The following is a 16,203-nucleotide window of genomic DNA, read 5'->3' as shown; positions in this document are numbered from 1 at the left end:
TTTACTTTGTATTCTTATGACACGCATATAAAGGTGCGTTATAAAGAGACCGATCAAATGGGCATAGTGCATCACTCAAACTATTATCCATGGTTCGAAGAGGGGCGGACGGATTTTCTGGCTTCGCTGGGCAGGAGCTACGGGCAGATGGAAAAGGACGGGTTTTTGCTGCCGTTGTTGGAAAGCCATTGTGTTTATAAAAAACCGGCATATTATGAGGATCGGCTTATAATACGTACATATGTAAAAGAGATAAAGGGTGTTAGGATAACCTTCGGCTACCGGGTTCTCAAGCAACCTGAGCAGGTTTTGATAGCCGAGGGTTATACTGTGCATGCCTTTGTAAACAAGGATATGAAGCCTATAAACGTAAAGAAGATCGACAAGAACCTCTACAATTTGTTATATGAATGCTTGGCTTAAGGCGCTACTTGAGCCAGCATTTTTTCTATATCTATTATTCCATTGCCTTGTGCATTTCTGGGTTGACCTTTAAGCGGATTTCCTGATGATAATACGATCTTTTTTACCTCATCGGGTGTAAGCGATGGACTTTTTTGCAAGAGCAGGCTTATAGCTCCGGATACTATGGGAGTAGCAAAGGACGTACCGGACATGGTTTTATATTTGGCCGAGCTTACCTTCATGCTTTTTTTATGTGTTCCGACAGTTGCTGCATCGTTTGATCGATGCTCGTTGCTTGCAATGTTATCAGGGCAATAATCGATATCGGCCGCCAGAGAGGTTATATTTACGCCTGGCGCTACTATATCAGGCTTATCAACTCTGCGACATCTTCGAAATGTCCCGCGACTGGAAAATGGGGCAACGATGTCATCGTCGATTGTCGGGGTGCCTTTGTCGTCGGCGGCCCCTACGGTGATTATAACGGGACTGATACCAGGTGAAGCTATGGTATTATCTTTAGGGCCGCTGTTGCCTGCAGCGGCTACTACTACAATGCCGCTGTCCCATACGGCTTTAACCGCTACCATCATCGGGTCTATACCGGCAAATACCTTATTGCTGCCTAAAGACATGGACATTACTCTTATACCGTATTTATCTTTATTATCGGTTGCCCACTGCATACCGGCCACTATATCGGACACATTTCCGGTTCCATTTTCATCCAGCACCTTTACGCCAACCAAATTACTCCCGGGAGCTATGCCTTTATACTTGCCATTGGAAGAAATACCGTTGGAAGCAGCATCTCCTGCTACATGGGTACCGTGACCATTATCATCGTATGGTCTGTTAATACCGTTTATTAGGTCTTTAAACCCTATTATTCTATTTTTGGGTTGTATCAAATCTGGATGAGGATATATCCCGGTATCCAGTATGGCTATGGTTACCCCGCTGCCGGTATACCCTGCTCTATGACACTGGGGTGCTTTGACCTCAGGCCGTGCAATATCCAAAAAACACTTAACGTTTGCATCATTGGATATATATATGACATCTTTCAATAACGCTAGGTCTTTTATATGCTTATAAGAAAGTTCCACCGCATAAGCTTTTATCAGTGGGAGCTTATATTTTATCCTGCCATTGGCTTTATATATAGCTTCTTCGGTAACTTTATTTGCTAAATCTTTTGCGAATATTATGACCGATACGGTTTGCTCCATGCTATCTGTCCGCATCATATGCATGAGAATATCAGGATCTACCTTACGCTGTATTAAAACATTGGACCAAAGGCTCATTATTGTACCTCCCTTCATTATAATTCATCTTATGTTATAAGCGCGCTAAATGTTATAAGTAACTTCGATTCGTGCTATGACAAATTCAGCGCATGCAATGATATAAAGCCTACGCCCGCTCAGCATATATGTCAATCCTTATGCCACGTAATGATTGCGTACTTACAATTCGTTTCAGTCACATATTACGAATCACAGATAAGTAACACATTTTATATCTGCAGCGTAATATAGAGTAGAGCGCAAGCTTACAACATTATTTTTTAGGAGGTATTCTTATGAGCGAAATGTTCGGCGGTAATAATGAAAGCTTACTGTTCTTCTTCCTACTGCTTGTTATCCTGTTTGATTCGTGCGGCTTTGGGAAAAAACCCGGAGGTGGGCCCGGATGTGGGAATAACGACGATAGTTTATTATTCTTCTTCCTGCTACTGGTTTTATTCTATCAGTGCGGGTGCGGCACGGTCAAATAAGATACAGGGGCTATGTGCTACATGCTGCAAGTATAACTACTTGCAGCATGTAAAAAATAGAAAAGTAGGCTATGAAGGCGATGAGTGGGAGTTCTTTATTATTCTTTTTTATACTGTTGACGCTTATAACCGATGCGCGATTTGATGATGACGAGCTTTTGTTTTTTCTCTTGATTTTAGAGGTTGTAAATCGACGTCCGTTTATTGTTACATAGGCAAAGCTTTGTATAGAAGCGATGCTTTAGATTGGAAAGGAGGATAAAGACTATGCCTACTGGAAGCGGATTTTTTGGAGGTGCGTGGTTGTGGATTATAATACTGTTTTTTCTCTTTACGGGCTTCGGCAAGAATGATGATGTTGCTGCTACAGGTGCATCTGGAGTTGATGAGAGCTTGCTTTTCTTCTTCCTGTTGTTAGTCATAATATATCAAGGTTGTATTTGTGGCGAGACAGCTTGACGAGTCCCATAAGCAGGCCGCTTTATGGCCTGCCTATACATAAAAAACCAGAGGAGGATTGTTTATGTTTCAGTATTTTATAATTTTGCTGCTATTGTTAAAGGCCGTACATAGCAAAAGTACAAAACCTACAGATGAATATACTGAGTGGACACAAATTGAACAACCACAGGATGGTCAGGATGATGATATCAACGTCCCTGACCTTCCTCCCCCGGAGGATGGGGAGGAAAGTAAACCGTTAGATTTAACCATACTTAAAAACAACATGACTGATCTATCCGGATTGCTTAGCGGGATAAAGCCCTATATGCCTAAAGATGTTCATAAACCTATAGACAGTTTTTGTTGCATGGCCAGGTTTATAGAGGATATCGATAATTTTATAAATATTGGTAAATCGGATGATTCTACTTTAGAACCATCTACATCTTCTATGACATTGTATGAACGTCAAAGAGCCATATTGGAAGAACTTAAAAAGCATGTCGACGACAATGGGAAAAAAATATTGGATGAGATAGTTAAACTCCATGAAGCTGTAAAGCAGATAAAGGATATTTTTCAACCATCTGCTGTTGAAGATGCGGATTATAAAGATAAAATCTGGTGTGCTATTGAGGCTGTGAAGCCGCTAATGGCGGAGGACAAACAAAATCAGATAAACAATCTCTTAAAAAAGCTCAAACTTTTTGAGGCTATAAACAGTATCGATACTATAACCGACGATAGCCAATCAAAAGGCCAACAGATGCAGTCTGTGATTAATGTTATAAAACCGCTTATGGATGAAGAACAGCAAGAATCGCTGGATAAATTCATGATGCTTGCGGAAATGATGTCCAGATCACAGGAGTTTAATTTGGATGATGATAATCAAGATAATAATGACAGCATGGAAATGGCACAAGAAGGGCAAGCATAGCACAGATCCTATATCTGTGCTATGCTTATATACGACAATCAGGGCAGTAACCATAGAAGTATACCTGACTGTACAATACATCATAGCCGCTTGCTTCTTTCGCCTTGTGCAGCAACTCATCGTCAAATGATATGTCTAGATCAAGATCATCTACCTTATTACATTTTATACATATTATATGCGGATGTGGTGCTGTATTGGCATCATATCTACCAGTAGATGTCATGTCTTTTAATTCCTGAATCAAACCTGCGTCTTTTAGTATGTCTATAGTTTTATAAACGGTAGCTAGGCTCATGGTAGGATAATCATTCTCCAGAGTTTTATAGATCATTTCTGCGCTTGGATGTTGTTTTGTGCCTCTCAACATTTCATAGATAGCCATTCTCTGGGGAGTTGCTTTTATTTTATATTTTTTAAAAAGTTCCAGAATAGACACTGTATTGCTCAAACATATCCCTCGTTTCAATTATTTCATAATAATCATTATCATATTGCATAGAATATCATTAAATAATTGCATTGTCAATGAGATAAAAAGAATTATTGTGATATAGCGTGCAGTATATGGTATAATATAAATGTAGAACTTGACCAGAGGAAGGGAGGTTCATCATTTTTATGAAAGTAGCTATATTTACCGATAGTTTTCTGCCTCAGGTCAGTGGCGTAACGAAGGTACTGGAGGAGCAACTGAGATACTTTGATGCCCATAATATAGAGTATATGGTATTTGCGCCACGATACAGCCGTGTCGATGATAGCGGATTCAAAGGGCAGATAATTCGATTAAAAAGCATGAGCTTTATATTTTACAAAGAATGCCGCGTATCGGTGCCCAATTATATGAGGGTGAAAGAACTATTAAAGGACTTTAATCCCGATATTATACATATAATAACGCCGTTTACCATAGGGTTGTGCGGATTGTTATGCGGTAAGCAGATGGATATACCTATGGTAACGACTTACCATACAAATTATGCACAGTATATGAGGTATTATTATGCCAATTTTATAGGAATGGGCTTATGGGATTATATAAAATGGTTTCATAACAAATGCCAACTTAGTTTATGTCCATCGCAGGAGACCAAAAACGAGTTATTAAAGCACGGTATATATAATGTGGAGGTGTGTCCCAACGGTATACATCCAGATATATTTAGTCCCGATAAAAGAAATGAAGGCTTGCGTGAGAAATATGGACTAAAGGATAAAGTAGGGCTTTTATATGTGGGGAGAATAAGCCGAGAGAAAAACATGGATTTGTTGGTCGAGGCTATGAATATGCTTAACCGCCAGTATAAAGACTCTATAAAGCTAATAATGGCTGGCAACGGTCCTTATTTGGAGCATATTAAACGCGTTATGCCGGATAACGTTGTATATACGGGATATATTTTCGGCGAAGAACTAAGCGAAGTTTATGCATCGGCAGATGTGTTTGTTTTTCCATCGCTTACCGAGACATTTGGTAATGTGGTGCTGGAGGCCATGTCTTCAGGACTACCGGTTGTGGCAGTCGCAGCTGGTGGTGTGAAAGATAATGTGGAAAGCGGATACAACGGATTTTTGGTGCATTCGGATAATGCCCAGCAATTTGTTTCTGCGGTAGTCAGGCTTATAGAGGACGAATATATGCGCAAGCGTATGAGCTATAATGCTAGACAATATGCATTAACTCTTACTTGGGATTTAGTTTTTGAGACTTTGCTTCAAGCATATGATAGCGTATTAAAGCAACCAGAAGATGGAACGGTGGTATTGATATAATCGTGAAGGGTCATTATATAGCGGATGTGATGGAGGGTAGCCTGGCTAAATTATACGATATAAAGTCGGGAGATGTTATTTTAACTATAAATGGCATGCCTATAGAGGATGTGCTTGATTATCGCTTTCTCATAGCCGATGAGCGTGTTGAATTGGAGATAAAAGGGAAGGATGGCTTGGTAAGAAATATTATTATAGAAAAGGATTATGACCAGGACTTAGGCTTGGTATTTGATAATCCTCTTATGGATAAAGAGAGGGTGTGCCGAAATCGTTGCATATTCTGCTTTGTAGATCAATTGCCGAAAGGCGTTCGCCCGACATTAAAATATAAAGACGACGACTGGAGGTTATCATTTTTAGATGGTAATTACATTACCCTTACCAACCTTACCGAACACGATATAGACCGCATCACAAAGATGCATATAAGCCCGCTTTACGTGTCTATACATGCGGTAGATCCAAAGGTGCGCTCTTTTATGCTCGGCATACCGGAAACCGATAATATAATGAATATATTGCAACGCTTCAAAGAGCATAATATAATGGTGCATGGGCAGATGGTGCTATGCCCGGGCATAAACGATGGCGATGTCTTGGATGACAGCATAAAGCGACTTATGGAGCTGTGGCCGTCGCTTCAATCGCTTGCAGTTGTACCAGTGGGCCTCACCGAGCACAGGCAGAAGCTTTATCCTTTAAGAATGTATGAGCAGCATACTGCGGTGTCCGTATTGGATCAGATAGAGAAGTGGCAAAGCCTGTGCTTTGATAGATTGGGCACTCGCTGGGTCTTTGCGGCCGATGAACTTTATCTTATAGCGCAAAGGCATTGGCCGCCATATGAGTCATATGAAGACTTTCCTCAGTTGGAAAACGGCGTCGGATTGCTGGCAATGTTCGAAAAGCAATTTTATAAGGGCCTTGAAAAATATAAAATCGATACTCATACCAAAGTTCGTTTATCTGTGGCTACCGGTTTATCAGCGGCCGATTTTATGCAAGAACTTAGCCATAAGTTGGCCGACGATTATGGTATAAATATTAATGTTTATCCCATAAAAAATAATTATTTTGGCAAGACGGTCACAGTAGCCGGATTGGTGGTAGGTGGGGATATAATAGAACAATTGAGAAACGTGGATTTGGGAGATGCCTTATTGATACCTAAATGTATGTTACGGGAAGGAGAAACTGTATTTTTAGACGATATGACGTTAGACGAAGTCCGGCAAGCACTAAATGCGCGCATACGGGTGGTAGATGTCGATGGAGAAGCATTTTTAAGAGAGGTGATGAAATATAGATAAGGCAACGGTAGCTATTATAGGGAGGCCAAATGTAGGCAAGTCAACGCTTTTTAACCGCTTAGTCGGTAGGCGTATTTCTATAGTAGACGATACGCCTGGCATTACCAGAGATAGAATATATGCCGATGTAGAATGGACAGGCAAGATATTTTCATTGGTCGATACAGGCGGGATAGATTTTTCCGGCAAGGATAGCATAGTAAATCAGATGATCCGACAGGCTCAATATGCGATTGATACCGCCGATGTGATTTTACTCGTAGTGGATGCCAATGAGGGAATGACGTCTGCTGATGAGGAGGTAGCCGATATATTGCGGCGGTCCAATAAATCAGTATTGCTTGTATGTAATAAGGTGGATAATTTCAACAGAAAGGACTTATTATACGATTTCTATAAATTGGGTTTAGGTGATCCTATACCTATATCTGCTGGTAATGGCCTCGGCATTGGGGATTTACTGGATAAAATAGTGGCGCATATAAATGTTTCGGTGGATATAATAGATGAGGAAACTATAAGGATAGCGGTCATAGGCAAACCAAATGCTGGCAAATCGTCTATAGTTAATCGGTTGTTAGGGCAGGAACGCGTTATAGTAAGCGACCAGCCTGGTACTACGCGTGATGCTATAGATGTACTTATCGAGCATGAGGGCGACAGATATATTTTAATAGATACGGCAGGGTTGAGAAGAAAGGCTAAAATAAATGAAGCGGTTGAAAGGTACAGCGTATCCAGAGCGCTTGAAGCCGTACAACGCAGTGACGTTGCCGCACTGGTTATAGATGCGGTAGAAGGTGTTACCGAACAAGATGCTAAAATAGCTGGTTTTGCTCACGAGAAGGGCAAGGGGCTTATTGTTTTGTTGAATAAATGGGATTTAATAGAAAAAGATAATAAGACTGTTAGCCGATACAAGCAGGATATAGCAGAAAAGTTAGGGTTTATAGGATATGCTCCGGTCCTTTTCATATCGGCAAAAACTGGCCAACGTATGGATAAAATACTTCCGATGGTTAAATATGTATTTGAGCAGAGCAGTATGAGAATATCTACTGGCGTACTAAATGATGTGATAAGGGAAGCGGTTGCTATATCTGCTCCTCCGTCCAGCAAAGGCCGTTCGCTCAAGATATACTATGCGACCCAAGTAGCTGTGAGGCCGCCGACTTTTGTGCTCTTTGTGAACGATACGGAACTCATGCATTTTTCATATGAACGCTATCTAGAGAATTACCTACGCCGCAATTTTGGGTTCGAGGGCACGCCTATAAGGATAGCTGTAAGAGCACGCAAAGAATAGAAAAGGAGAAACTATGGGGATAGTTATCGCTGTTATAATAGGTTATTTAATAGGCAGTATATCCACTGCGCTTATAGTCAGCCAAATGCTGGGCCATATTGATATCAGGCAATATGGCAGCGGTAATGCGGGCGCTACAAATATAGCCAGAGTGTTGGGTAAGCGGGCCGGTGCCATTACGCTGGTCTTCGATTTCTTAAAAGGTGTCATAGCTGTGCTTATAGGCCAATGGCTGGGCGGTCAGTGGGGAGCAGTATTGGCCGGTATGGCCGCTGTGGCTGGGCATAACTGGCCTATCTATTTTCAATTTCGCGGAGGTAAAGGTGTGGCCACCACGTTAGGGGCTGCACTTGTCATATCACCGCTTATAGGCTTGCTTATATTGCTTATAGCAGGTGTAATAATACTGGTTACGCGTTATGTTTCTCTCGGTTCGATTATAGCCTCTATAGCATACCCTATTTTAGTATTGATAATTAGCCCGGATCCGTGGCTTATACTGTTCTCCATATTTACGTGCATTATGATAATAGCCAGACATAACAACAATATAAAGCGCTTGTTGAGCGGCAGCGAATCTAAATTAGGAGAAAAGGCAAAAAAAGTGTAATATTAAATTTCATTTGCCCATATATATACCCTAGATGAATTTTGGATACAAGCCACATTTTATCGAGGGGGTTGCGGGTGAATGGAAAGTTTCGATATATATAAGGATATAGCAGAACGGACCGAGGGTAATATTTACATAGGCATGTTAGGGCCGGTGAGGACCGGCAAATCGACATTTGTAAGGCGCTTTATGGAACTATTGGTCTTGCCCAATATAGAAAATCAGCATAAAAGGGAACGGGCGAAGGATGAACTGCCGCAAAGTGCTGCCGGCAGGACAATAATGACCACCGAACCTAAATTTGTACCCAGCGAGGCTGTCGAGATAGCCATTAAAGATGTGGCCAAAATGAAAGTAAGAATGGTGGACGGCGTGGGATTTTTAGCAAAAGGAGCCTTGGGACATATAGAAAATAATGCTCCCAGGATGGTAAAGACGCCGTGGTTTGATCAGCCTATTCCGTTTGAGGAAGCAGCCGAATTTGGTACAAGGAAGGTTATAGAAGATGCTACTATAGGTATCATGATGACAACTGACGGCAGTATAACCGAGTTGCCGCGTTCCAGCTATATAGAAGCTGAAGAAAAATCAGTCGATGCTTTAAAGCAGGCGCATAAGCCGTTCGTGATCGTGCTTAATACAGCCAAACCTGGTGATCAGGATACGCAGAAACTGCGCGATGCGCTGGAAGAGAAGTACGATACGCCGGTATTGGTCATAGATGTGCTGAATATGACTGTGGCCGATATAGAGACAATATTAGAAAAGCTACTTTTTGAATTCCCGTTGACTGAGGTAAATATTCAGATGCCAAAATGGCTGGAGGCTTTGGGAGAAGAAAATTGGCTTATAAGCGGTATAATCAATAGGCTCAGGCAACATCTAGACGATATAGATACGGTGAGAGATGCCCAGAAAATTTCTTTATTGTTTGCCGATATGAACGATATAGAGGGCATTGATTTAAAAGATATATCTTTGGGTCAAGGCAGGGTTTTGGCCCAGTTATTGCCCAAGGAAGGTTTGTTCTATAAAATACTGAGCGATGAGTGCGGTTATGAGATAAATGAAGATTATCAGCTTATAGGGCTTATGAAAGAATTAACCCACGCAAAAAGGGAATATGACAGGATCGCTAAAGCCCTTGCAGACGTGCGCGAAAAGGGATACGGTATAGTAGAACCCACGTTAGAGGAAATGACGCTCGAGGAGCCTCAGATAGTAAAGCAAGGCGGCCGATTCGGTGTACGCTTAAGAGCCGAGGCTCCTTCCATACACATGATCTTGGCCAATATAGAAACTGAGGTATCGCCTATAGTGGGCACAGAAAGGCAGAGCGAAGAACTGGTCAATTATATGCTGAAAGAGTTCGAAAATGATCCGGCAAAGATATGGGAAACCAATATATTCGGCAAATCGCTGCACGATCTTGTCAAAGAAGGATTGGATAATAAATTGCAGCGTATGCCGGAGGATACGAGGATGAAACTCCAGGAAACATTACAACGTATCATAAACGAAGGCAGTGGCAGCCTGATATGCATAATATTGTAGCCCTTGACATTGTGCATTAAAAGTGTATAATAATAATAGGAATTAGCCCTATCTGTGCTATGCAGGTAGGGTTCTGTTTCCTAAAGAGGAAGGTATGATCGATGAACGATAAAGGCGTTAAAACAGTGGCTCAGAATAAAAAGGCCCGCCACGATTACTTCATAGAAGAAGTATATGAGGCTGGTATCGCACTGACAGGTACAGAGGTAAAGTCCATACGCATGGGCAAGCTCAATTTAAAGGATAGCTATGCCGTAGTGCGTGACGGTGAGGTATGGTTATTGGGGATGCATATAAGCCCATATGAAAAGGGTAATATATTTAACGTTGATCCTGAACGTGCCAGAAGGTTACTGTTAAATCGCTACGAGATAAATAAACTTATAGGATATGTGCAGCAAAAGGGTTATTCGCTTATACCTTTGGAAGTATATTTAAAAAATGGTCTGGTCAAAATAGCGTTGGCAGTGGCTAAGGGTAAAAAAATATACGACAAACGCGAGGCTATAGCACAACGCGACGCCAAGCTCGATATTGAGAAGGAGTTTAAAGAGCGTCAGCGTTATTGATAACATGGGGGCGTATTGGTTTCGACGGGGATGATGGTGTCGAGAGCAGCGAGCAGTGGCCGGGACCACTATAAAACCCGAACAAAAAGTAATTGCGGACAATAACGCAGAATTAGCTTTAGCTGCTTAATGCAGCTAACGTCCGACTTACGCTTCCCGCAGCGTAAGATCCGGGCGTCGATGTAGCGGGGAACCAGTCTGCCTAAGCTTTGCGGCAGATGGGATTATATGAAGCTAGCTGATTGCATATCCTGTGATCGGGAGATGCATGAGGCGAATATTAAAACGATCACTGCGCTCGGAGATACTGTCGAGGCCATATCTTCGGACAGGGGTTCGATTCCCCTCGCCTCCACCAATATTCCTGTTTATTAAGAACCTGAGCTTATTCCCAAGTATAACCGCATTTTTCTCTTATTTTACTGTTCTACTTTTTTCATATTTAATGTTACAATATTTACCATATGCCCATTTTGGATTAAATTCTTGCCCATAATGAAATTATGTGGTATCATTGGAAACGGATAATTTCATTATTTTTATAATTATATGTACGGGAGAAAATACTGATGAAAGCAGAATATATCAATCCGTTTTTAGAAGCAGGACATATGGTGTTGTCCATGGTTTGCGGCATTGAACCTAAAGTTGGGAAAATATATCTTAGGACCTCACCGTTTTCGGCAAATGATCTCATAATAATTATAGGTATAACCGGTAAGATAAAAGGCCAAGTACACTTTCTTCTATCTAAGGAGGATGCAAAGGGTATAGCATCTTATATGATGGGTGGTATGGAAGTAAAAGAATTAGATGAGATAGCTGTAAGCGCAATAGGGGAAATAGGCAATATGGTGATGGGCAATACCAGCACTATATATGCACAGAAAGGACTGCAAATAGACATAACGCCGCCTACTATACTGACGGGGGATAGCATCGAAATCTCCAGTAAAACGCCTGCTATATCCGTGCCAATGGATCTGGATCGCTTTGGAAGCATGGAGATAGTAATAGCTGCCATAGAACAATAGGAGCTGATAATATGAAAGCTGTGATGGCTCAACAGATGCGCTCTATAGACAGAACGGCAATAGAGCGTTACGGTATACCCGGTATAGTACTTATGGAAAATGCTGCTTTGGCTGTTGTGAACAGGGTGATGAGACGTATTCAACATCATAACGACCGTCGCGCTGCCATTGTATGTGGCGGGGGCAATAATGGAGGCGATGGTTTAGCAGTAGCCAGGCATCTTCATCAACATGGGTTAAACGTGAAGCTTTATCTTTTGACCAATTCTTCTAAATTTAAAGGCGATGCCGCTGTAAATTTTAATATCATTAAGAATTCGGGCGTACCTTATATGCAATTAGACGATGAGTATGCCTTGCATGAATTTTACGCCGATATAAAGAATACCGACGTGATTATCGATGCAATATTCGGTACTGGTATCAAAGGAGAGGTAACGGACTTATCTGCCGATGTAATAAACGCCATAAATGAATCATCCGGCTATGTGATATCCGTCGATATGCCGTCGGGCATAAACAGTGATACCGGCGAGGTATGCGGATGTGCGGTGATAGCCGATGAAACCGTAACGTTCGTATTGCCCAAAATAGGCCAGATTGTCTATCCGGGTAAAAAGCATGTGGGGCGTTTGAGTATAGCTGATATATGCATACCGAGGGCTGCTATAGATGATGAGGATATAAGCGCTGGATACATAACTGTCGATGATATAGCTTTGCCTGTGCGTGAAGCTGACAGTCATAAAGGCGATTACGGTCACGTACTGGTGGTAGGAGGTTCTGTTGGGTTTTCCGGCGCGCCGATCATGGCCGCTAAAGCTGCTATGAGAAGTGGAGCGGGTATGGTTACTGCGGTTGTACCGTATGGTATATACAATGCGGCAGCGGCTTCGGCACAGGAGGTTATGATAAAACCTGTAACTGATGATGGTGTGGGTAGAATTTCCGCCAAAGCTTTAGCTGACATACTTACCTTGGCACAAAAAGCCGATGTCATGGTTATAGGTCCAGGTATGCAGGTCTATGATGAAATTTTTTGTATTTTGAGGAATATTATCGACTCTATTGATATACCTATAATAGTAGATGCCGATGGATTAAACGCCATCGCTCAACAAAAAGATTTGCTTAAGAACAGTAAAGGTAATATTATTTTGACACCACACCCGGGTGAGATGAGCCGTCTGACCGGTCTGCCTATTGGGCAGATCCAATGCCAGCGCATTGATATAGCCAGGGATTTTGCTCGTCAACATAATGTTGTAATGGTGCTGAAGGGCGCAGCTACCGTAACAGCTTGCCCGAGCGGTTGGACTTATATAAATAGCACCGGCAATGCAGGTATGGCTACGGCCGGCAGCGGAGATGTACTGACCGGCGTTATAGCAGCTATGGCGTGCCAATATCGGTGCTTTGATAAAGCTTCATATATTGGTGCATTTATACATGGGTTGGCGGGCGATAAAGCCGTTGAGAACAAAGGAATGCATGGATTGGTGGCCGGAGACATAATAGAAATGATACCGGCAGCCATAAAATACATTTATAACCATTGACTTATGGATTAAATATGCAGTATAATTCATAGTGTTTATGTTCTTCCTTACATATTTTTTGAGGAGGTTCTGAAAATGTCGGTTTCCAAAAAGATACTAGTTAGCCTGCCCGATAGTCTATTGAAAGAGGTAGACGAGATTGTGGCTATGGAGAAGAAGAACAGAAGTGAATTTATAAGAGAAGCTATGAAGCTTTATATAAGAGAAAGGCAGAAGATAGAGATAAAAGAGCAAATGATTAAGGGTTATCAGGATATGGCCAGGATAAATGAGGATATGGCCGAGATCGGTGTCAAGGCCGACAATTATGCCCTTAACGCGTATGAAAGCTTTATTGGCGGAGAGTGAAAAATTAGATGATTGTAAAGCGAGGAGATTTGTTTTATGCCGATCTAAGCCCTGTGGTTGGTTCCGAGCAGGGCGGAGTTCGGCCGGTGTTGGTAGTGCAGAACGATATAGGTAATAAATATAGCCCTACTGTCATAGTAGCAGCCATAACATCGCAGATCAATAAAGCGAAATTGCCCACGCATGTGGAAATAAGCGCTTCTGATTACGGTTTACCTAAAGATTCCGTAATACTCTTAGAACAAATACGTACCATAGACAAAAAACGCTTAAGAGAAAAAATAGGCTATCTTTCGGCTGAGACTATGAAAAAAGTGGACGAAGCATTACAGATAAGCTTTGGCCTTATAGAATTATGATTGAAATCGATTGATCGTATGGTCGGTCGACTTTTTTATCTTGGGCTTTTGATATGCATTATACATATTGTAGATATAATGAAACATATCTTTTTAACCGATAATTATTAATAAAGGTTCTTCGCTTTGAAACAAAACCTGCAGGCAATCAATAAAATTCAAAAGAGGAGGGAAGGGCACATACGTTTTATGTGCCTCAATAATATGAAGGGTACTGTCGTATCTACGTGGATATCCACGCTAAGGGAATTATACGGTGAAGACGCCGTAAACGCTGCTTTAGAGCGGCTTGGCTGGGATGCAAATAGGATCATAGCTCCTTTGGATGATATAGCTGATGAGCAAGCCAAGGCGATCATAGAGCATGTAGCCCATGATGTGGGCAGAGAGCCCGCAAATGTGTGGCGCGATTTAGGGCGTCATAATATATACACATTTTCCAAATGGTTTCCATCGTATTTCGAACGCAGCAGCTTAAAGGGCTTTTTACTGATGATGGATGCCGTCCATGCCCAGTTGACTAAGATGATACGAGGTGCCAAACCTCCGCGTCTAATATGTACAGAGATAACGCCGGATCAGATTGATATGGAGTATATATCTAAAAGAGGATTGTTCGATTATTTTCTGGGCTTATTAGAAGGCAGCGCCGCTTTCTTTAATGAACAATTGGACTTCAATATAATAGAAACTGGCAAAAGGAATGATCTACATTATATGAAGGTTAGGTTGAAATTCCAAAAGAACTATGAAGAGATAAAATCATATAATATAAGCCGTTTCCTTTCATTTGGGATATTCAATGACGTAAATCTCAAATCAGGGTTTATTACAGGTATAGCAACTTTTGCTACATCATGGTTATTTCCCGGGTTATCTGTTGGGCAAAGGGTTATGTATGGGATTGTTATGGCAGTAATAGGTTACATAGTTTCACGTATAGTGATGGGTCCTATGAAACTCATAGAAGATGAGATGGATAAATTAGCACAACTGGATTTCAGCCATGCTGTGTTGTTGCATAGCCATGATAATTTTCAGCGCTTAATGGATAAAATAAATACAGTTAAATCTAATATAACCAAAGATATGGTATTCTTAAAGGGCGGTACTGATGATATGTATAATTTCGCCAGGAACTTCTCTGATATAGCCATGGATATGAAAGGCGTTTCCGATACTATATCGGATGTAGTGCAGGACGTAGCCAACGGAGCGGTTTACCAAGCCGACGAAACGGTTAATGCCGTTGGTATATTGGATAACGATATAAGGGATATAAACCAATTGGCTGAACAAGAAGAGAACAGTAGAGAACAATTGGAGAGGGCCGTAGAAAACATTCAGACTTCATCGCAAAATGTTCGTCATGTATCGGATGTATTGGTGGAAGTAAAGGATAATTTCTCAGCGGTGAACGAACAAAGTGCGAATTTGGTTCAAAGTGCCGATGATATATTACAGATAAGCGCTGCTGTAGAGGATATAGCCGAGAAAATTAACTTATTATCATTGAATGCTTCTATAGAAGCGGCAAGGGCGGGGGAAGCCGGCAAGGGTTTTGCTGTGGTTGCCGGAGAGGTTAGGAAATTGGCGGAAACATCCAAGCGTTCGGCTCAAAGCATAAGCAGCAGTTTACAACTGTTTGTGCAACAGATCAATAACCTGGCAGAGCAGATCGCCGCTCAATTTCATCAGATCGATGAAAGCAATGAGTTGCTGCAAGATGCTTCCAGCGATACTATGAACGCCGCCGATAATATACAGGCTGTATCGCAGCAGATTGCTTCTTTAGTAGATAGGTTGTTTAACGAGACCAAACAGTTAAGCAAGGTTTTTGATAATATACAATCGTTAGCTGCTATAGCCGAGCAAAATTCTGCCTCTTCAGAAGAAATGAGCGCTAATGTTACTACATATTCCAATAAGATAAAGGAATTGATGGACTATATAAATCAGCTTGAGGAGCTCACGGCCAGTTTCAAAGAACAGCTTGAAGAATATCGTATCTAACTTGCTCAAAAAGGATATATATATTATAATAGTAGCAGAACGGTTGGATCGCTGTTATAGTGTGTATGCTTTGATTGTGGCGAATGGGCTTTTGAAGCAAACGGTGATATCTTGGATTGCATCGCGCAGTTTATACCGTATATATGCCTATTTTGGTATATCCTAGATTAAAGTGTATATAGTACCT

The 16,203-nt window shown here is 41.5% G+C and carries 17 protein-coding genes and 1 other RNA gene; 16 read left to right on the top strand and 2 right to left on the bottom strand.

What is annotated here, in order from left to right; all coding sequences use genetic code 11:
* The first annotated feature begins 6 nt into the window (after window positions 1–6).
* Window positions 7–423, top strand: coding sequence for an acyl-CoA thioesterase (locus MAHAU_RS09280; protein WP_013781469.1), 417 nt, complete (start codon window positions 7–9; stop codon window positions 421–423).
* Here MAHAU_RS09280 and MAHAU_RS09275 read toward each other — a convergent pair.
* On the bottom strand, window positions 420–1,715 hold the full coding sequence (locus tag MAHAU_RS09275; protein WP_013781468.1) for a S8 family peptidase: 1,296 nt from the start codon (window positions 1,713–1,715) through the stop codon (window positions 420–422). The genes MAHAU_RS09280 and MAHAU_RS09275 overlap by 4 nt on opposite strands.
* Window positions 1,716–1,993: 278 nt before the next feature.
* On the opposite strand from MAHAU_RS09275, the gene MAHAU_RS09270 reads away from it, so the two are divergent.
* The 3 genes from MAHAU_RS09270 (at window position 1,994) to MAHAU_RS09260 (ending at window position 3,572) form a co-directional block, all read left to right on the top strand.
* Window positions 1,994–2,188 (top strand): hypothetical protein, encoded by a 195-nt coding sequence (locus tag MAHAU_RS09270; RefSeq protein ID WP_013781467.1) that lies wholly within the window; start codon window positions 1,994–1,996, stop codon window positions 2,186–2,188.
* 267 nt (window positions 2,189–2,455) lie between these two features.
* Window positions 2,456–2,647, top strand: a complete 192-nt coding sequence (locus MAHAU_RS09265) for a hypothetical protein (RefSeq protein ID WP_013781465.1) — start codon at window positions 2,456–2,458, stop codon at window positions 2,645–2,647.
* 64 nt (window positions 2,648–2,711) lie between these two features.
* The gene (locus tag MAHAU_RS09260; RefSeq protein ID WP_013781464.1) at window positions 2,712–3,572 is read left to right on the top strand and encodes a hypothetical protein; all 861 of its coding nucleotides are present in this window, start codon (window positions 2,712–2,714) and stop codon (window positions 3,570–3,572) included.
* A gap of 25 nt (window positions 3,573–3,597) precedes the next feature.
* On the opposite strand, the gene MAHAU_RS09255 is transcribed toward MAHAU_RS09260, so the two are convergent.
* Window positions 3,598–3,957: a Fur family transcriptional regulator gene (locus tag MAHAU_RS09255; RefSeq protein ID WP_049783401.1), complete on the bottom strand. Its 360-nt coding sequence runs from the start codon at window positions 3,955–3,957 to the stop codon at window positions 3,598–3,600.
* Window positions 3,958–4,193: 236 nt separating this feature from the next.
* On the opposite strand from MAHAU_RS09255, the gene MAHAU_RS09250 reads away from it, so the two are divergent.
* The 12 genes from MAHAU_RS09250 (at window position 4,194) to MAHAU_RS09200 (ending at window position 16,016) form a co-directional block, all read left to right on the top strand.
* On the top strand, window positions 4,194–5,348 hold the full coding sequence (locus tag MAHAU_RS09250) for a glycosyltransferase family 4 protein (RefSeq protein WP_013781462.1): 1,155 nt from the start codon (window positions 4,194–4,196) through the stop codon (window positions 5,346–5,348).
* A 2-nt stretch (window positions 5,349–5,350) separates the two neighbouring features.
* The gene (locus MAHAU_RS09245) at window positions 5,351–6,661 is read left to right on the top strand and encodes a DUF512 domain-containing protein (protein ID WP_013781461.1); all 1,311 of its coding nucleotides are present in this window, start codon (window positions 5,351–5,353) and stop codon (window positions 6,659–6,661) included.
* Entirely contained in the window at window positions 6,654–7,967 is a 1,314-nt protein-coding gene (der, locus tag MAHAU_RS09240; RefSeq protein WP_013781460.1) for a ribosome biogenesis GTPase Der, read from the top strand. Before MAHAU_RS09245 ends, der begins: the two co-directional genes overlap by 8 nt.
* Window positions 7,968–7,980: 13 nt before the next feature.
* On the top strand, window positions 7,981–8,577 hold the full coding sequence (plsY, locus tag MAHAU_RS09235; protein ID WP_013781459.1) for a glycerol-3-phosphate 1-O-acyltransferase PlsY: 597 nt from the start codon (window positions 7,981–7,983) through the stop codon (window positions 8,575–8,577).
* 81 nt (window positions 8,578–8,658) lie between these two features.
* The gene (spoIVA, locus tag MAHAU_RS09230; protein ID WP_013781458.1) at window positions 8,659–10,134 is read left to right on the top strand and encodes a stage IV sporulation protein A; all 1,476 of its coding nucleotides are present in this window, start codon (window positions 8,659–8,661) and stop codon (window positions 10,132–10,134) included.
* Between the two features lie 101 nt (window positions 10,135–10,235).
* On the top strand, window positions 10,236–10,703 hold the full coding sequence (gene smpB / locus MAHAU_RS09225; RefSeq protein WP_013781457.1) for an SsrA-binding protein SmpB: 468 nt from the start codon (window positions 10,236–10,238) through the stop codon (window positions 10,701–10,703).
* Between the two features lie 6 nt (window positions 10,704–10,709).
* Window positions 10,710–11,061, top strand: a transfer-messenger RNA (tmRNA) gene (gene ssrA / locus MAHAU_RS15400).
* A gap of 211 nt (window positions 11,062–11,272) precedes the next feature.
* Window positions 11,273–11,737, top strand: a complete 465-nt coding sequence (locus MAHAU_RS09220; RefSeq protein ID WP_013781456.1) for a chemotaxis protein CheX — start codon at window positions 11,273–11,275, stop codon at window positions 11,735–11,737.
* Between the two features lie 11 nt (window positions 11,738–11,748).
* Entirely contained in the window at window positions 11,749–13,296 is a 1,548-nt protein-coding gene (locus MAHAU_RS09215; protein ID WP_013781455.1) for a bifunctional ADP-dependent NAD(P)H-hydrate dehydratase/NAD(P)H-hydrate epimerase, read from the top strand.
* 75 nt (window positions 13,297–13,371) lie between these two features.
* Window positions 13,372–13,644, top strand: a complete 273-nt coding sequence (locus MAHAU_RS09210; RefSeq protein WP_013781454.1) for a CopG family ribbon-helix-helix protein — start codon at window positions 13,372–13,374, stop codon at window positions 13,642–13,644.
* An 8-nt stretch (window positions 13,645–13,652) separates the two neighbouring features.
* Window positions 13,653–14,003, top strand: a complete 351-nt coding sequence (locus tag MAHAU_RS09205) for a type II toxin-antitoxin system PemK/MazF family toxin (protein ID WP_013781453.1) — start codon at window positions 13,653–13,655, stop codon at window positions 14,001–14,003.
* A 189-nt stretch (window positions 14,004–14,192) separates the two neighbouring features.
* The gene (locus tag MAHAU_RS09200; protein ID WP_013781452.1) at window positions 14,193–16,016 is read left to right on the top strand and encodes a heme NO-binding domain-containing protein; all 1,824 of its coding nucleotides are present in this window, start codon (window positions 14,193–14,195) and stop codon (window positions 16,014–16,016) included.
* Window positions 16,017–16,203: the final 187 nt, after the last annotated feature.

This window comes from Mahella australiensis 50-1 BON (assembly GCF_000213255.1).
Lineage (GTDB): Bacteria > Bacillota > Clostridia > Mahellales > Mahellaceae > Mahella > Mahella australiensis.
Note: the sequence above shows the minus strand (reverse complement) of the source record. Positions and strands in the feature narration are given on the sequence as shown.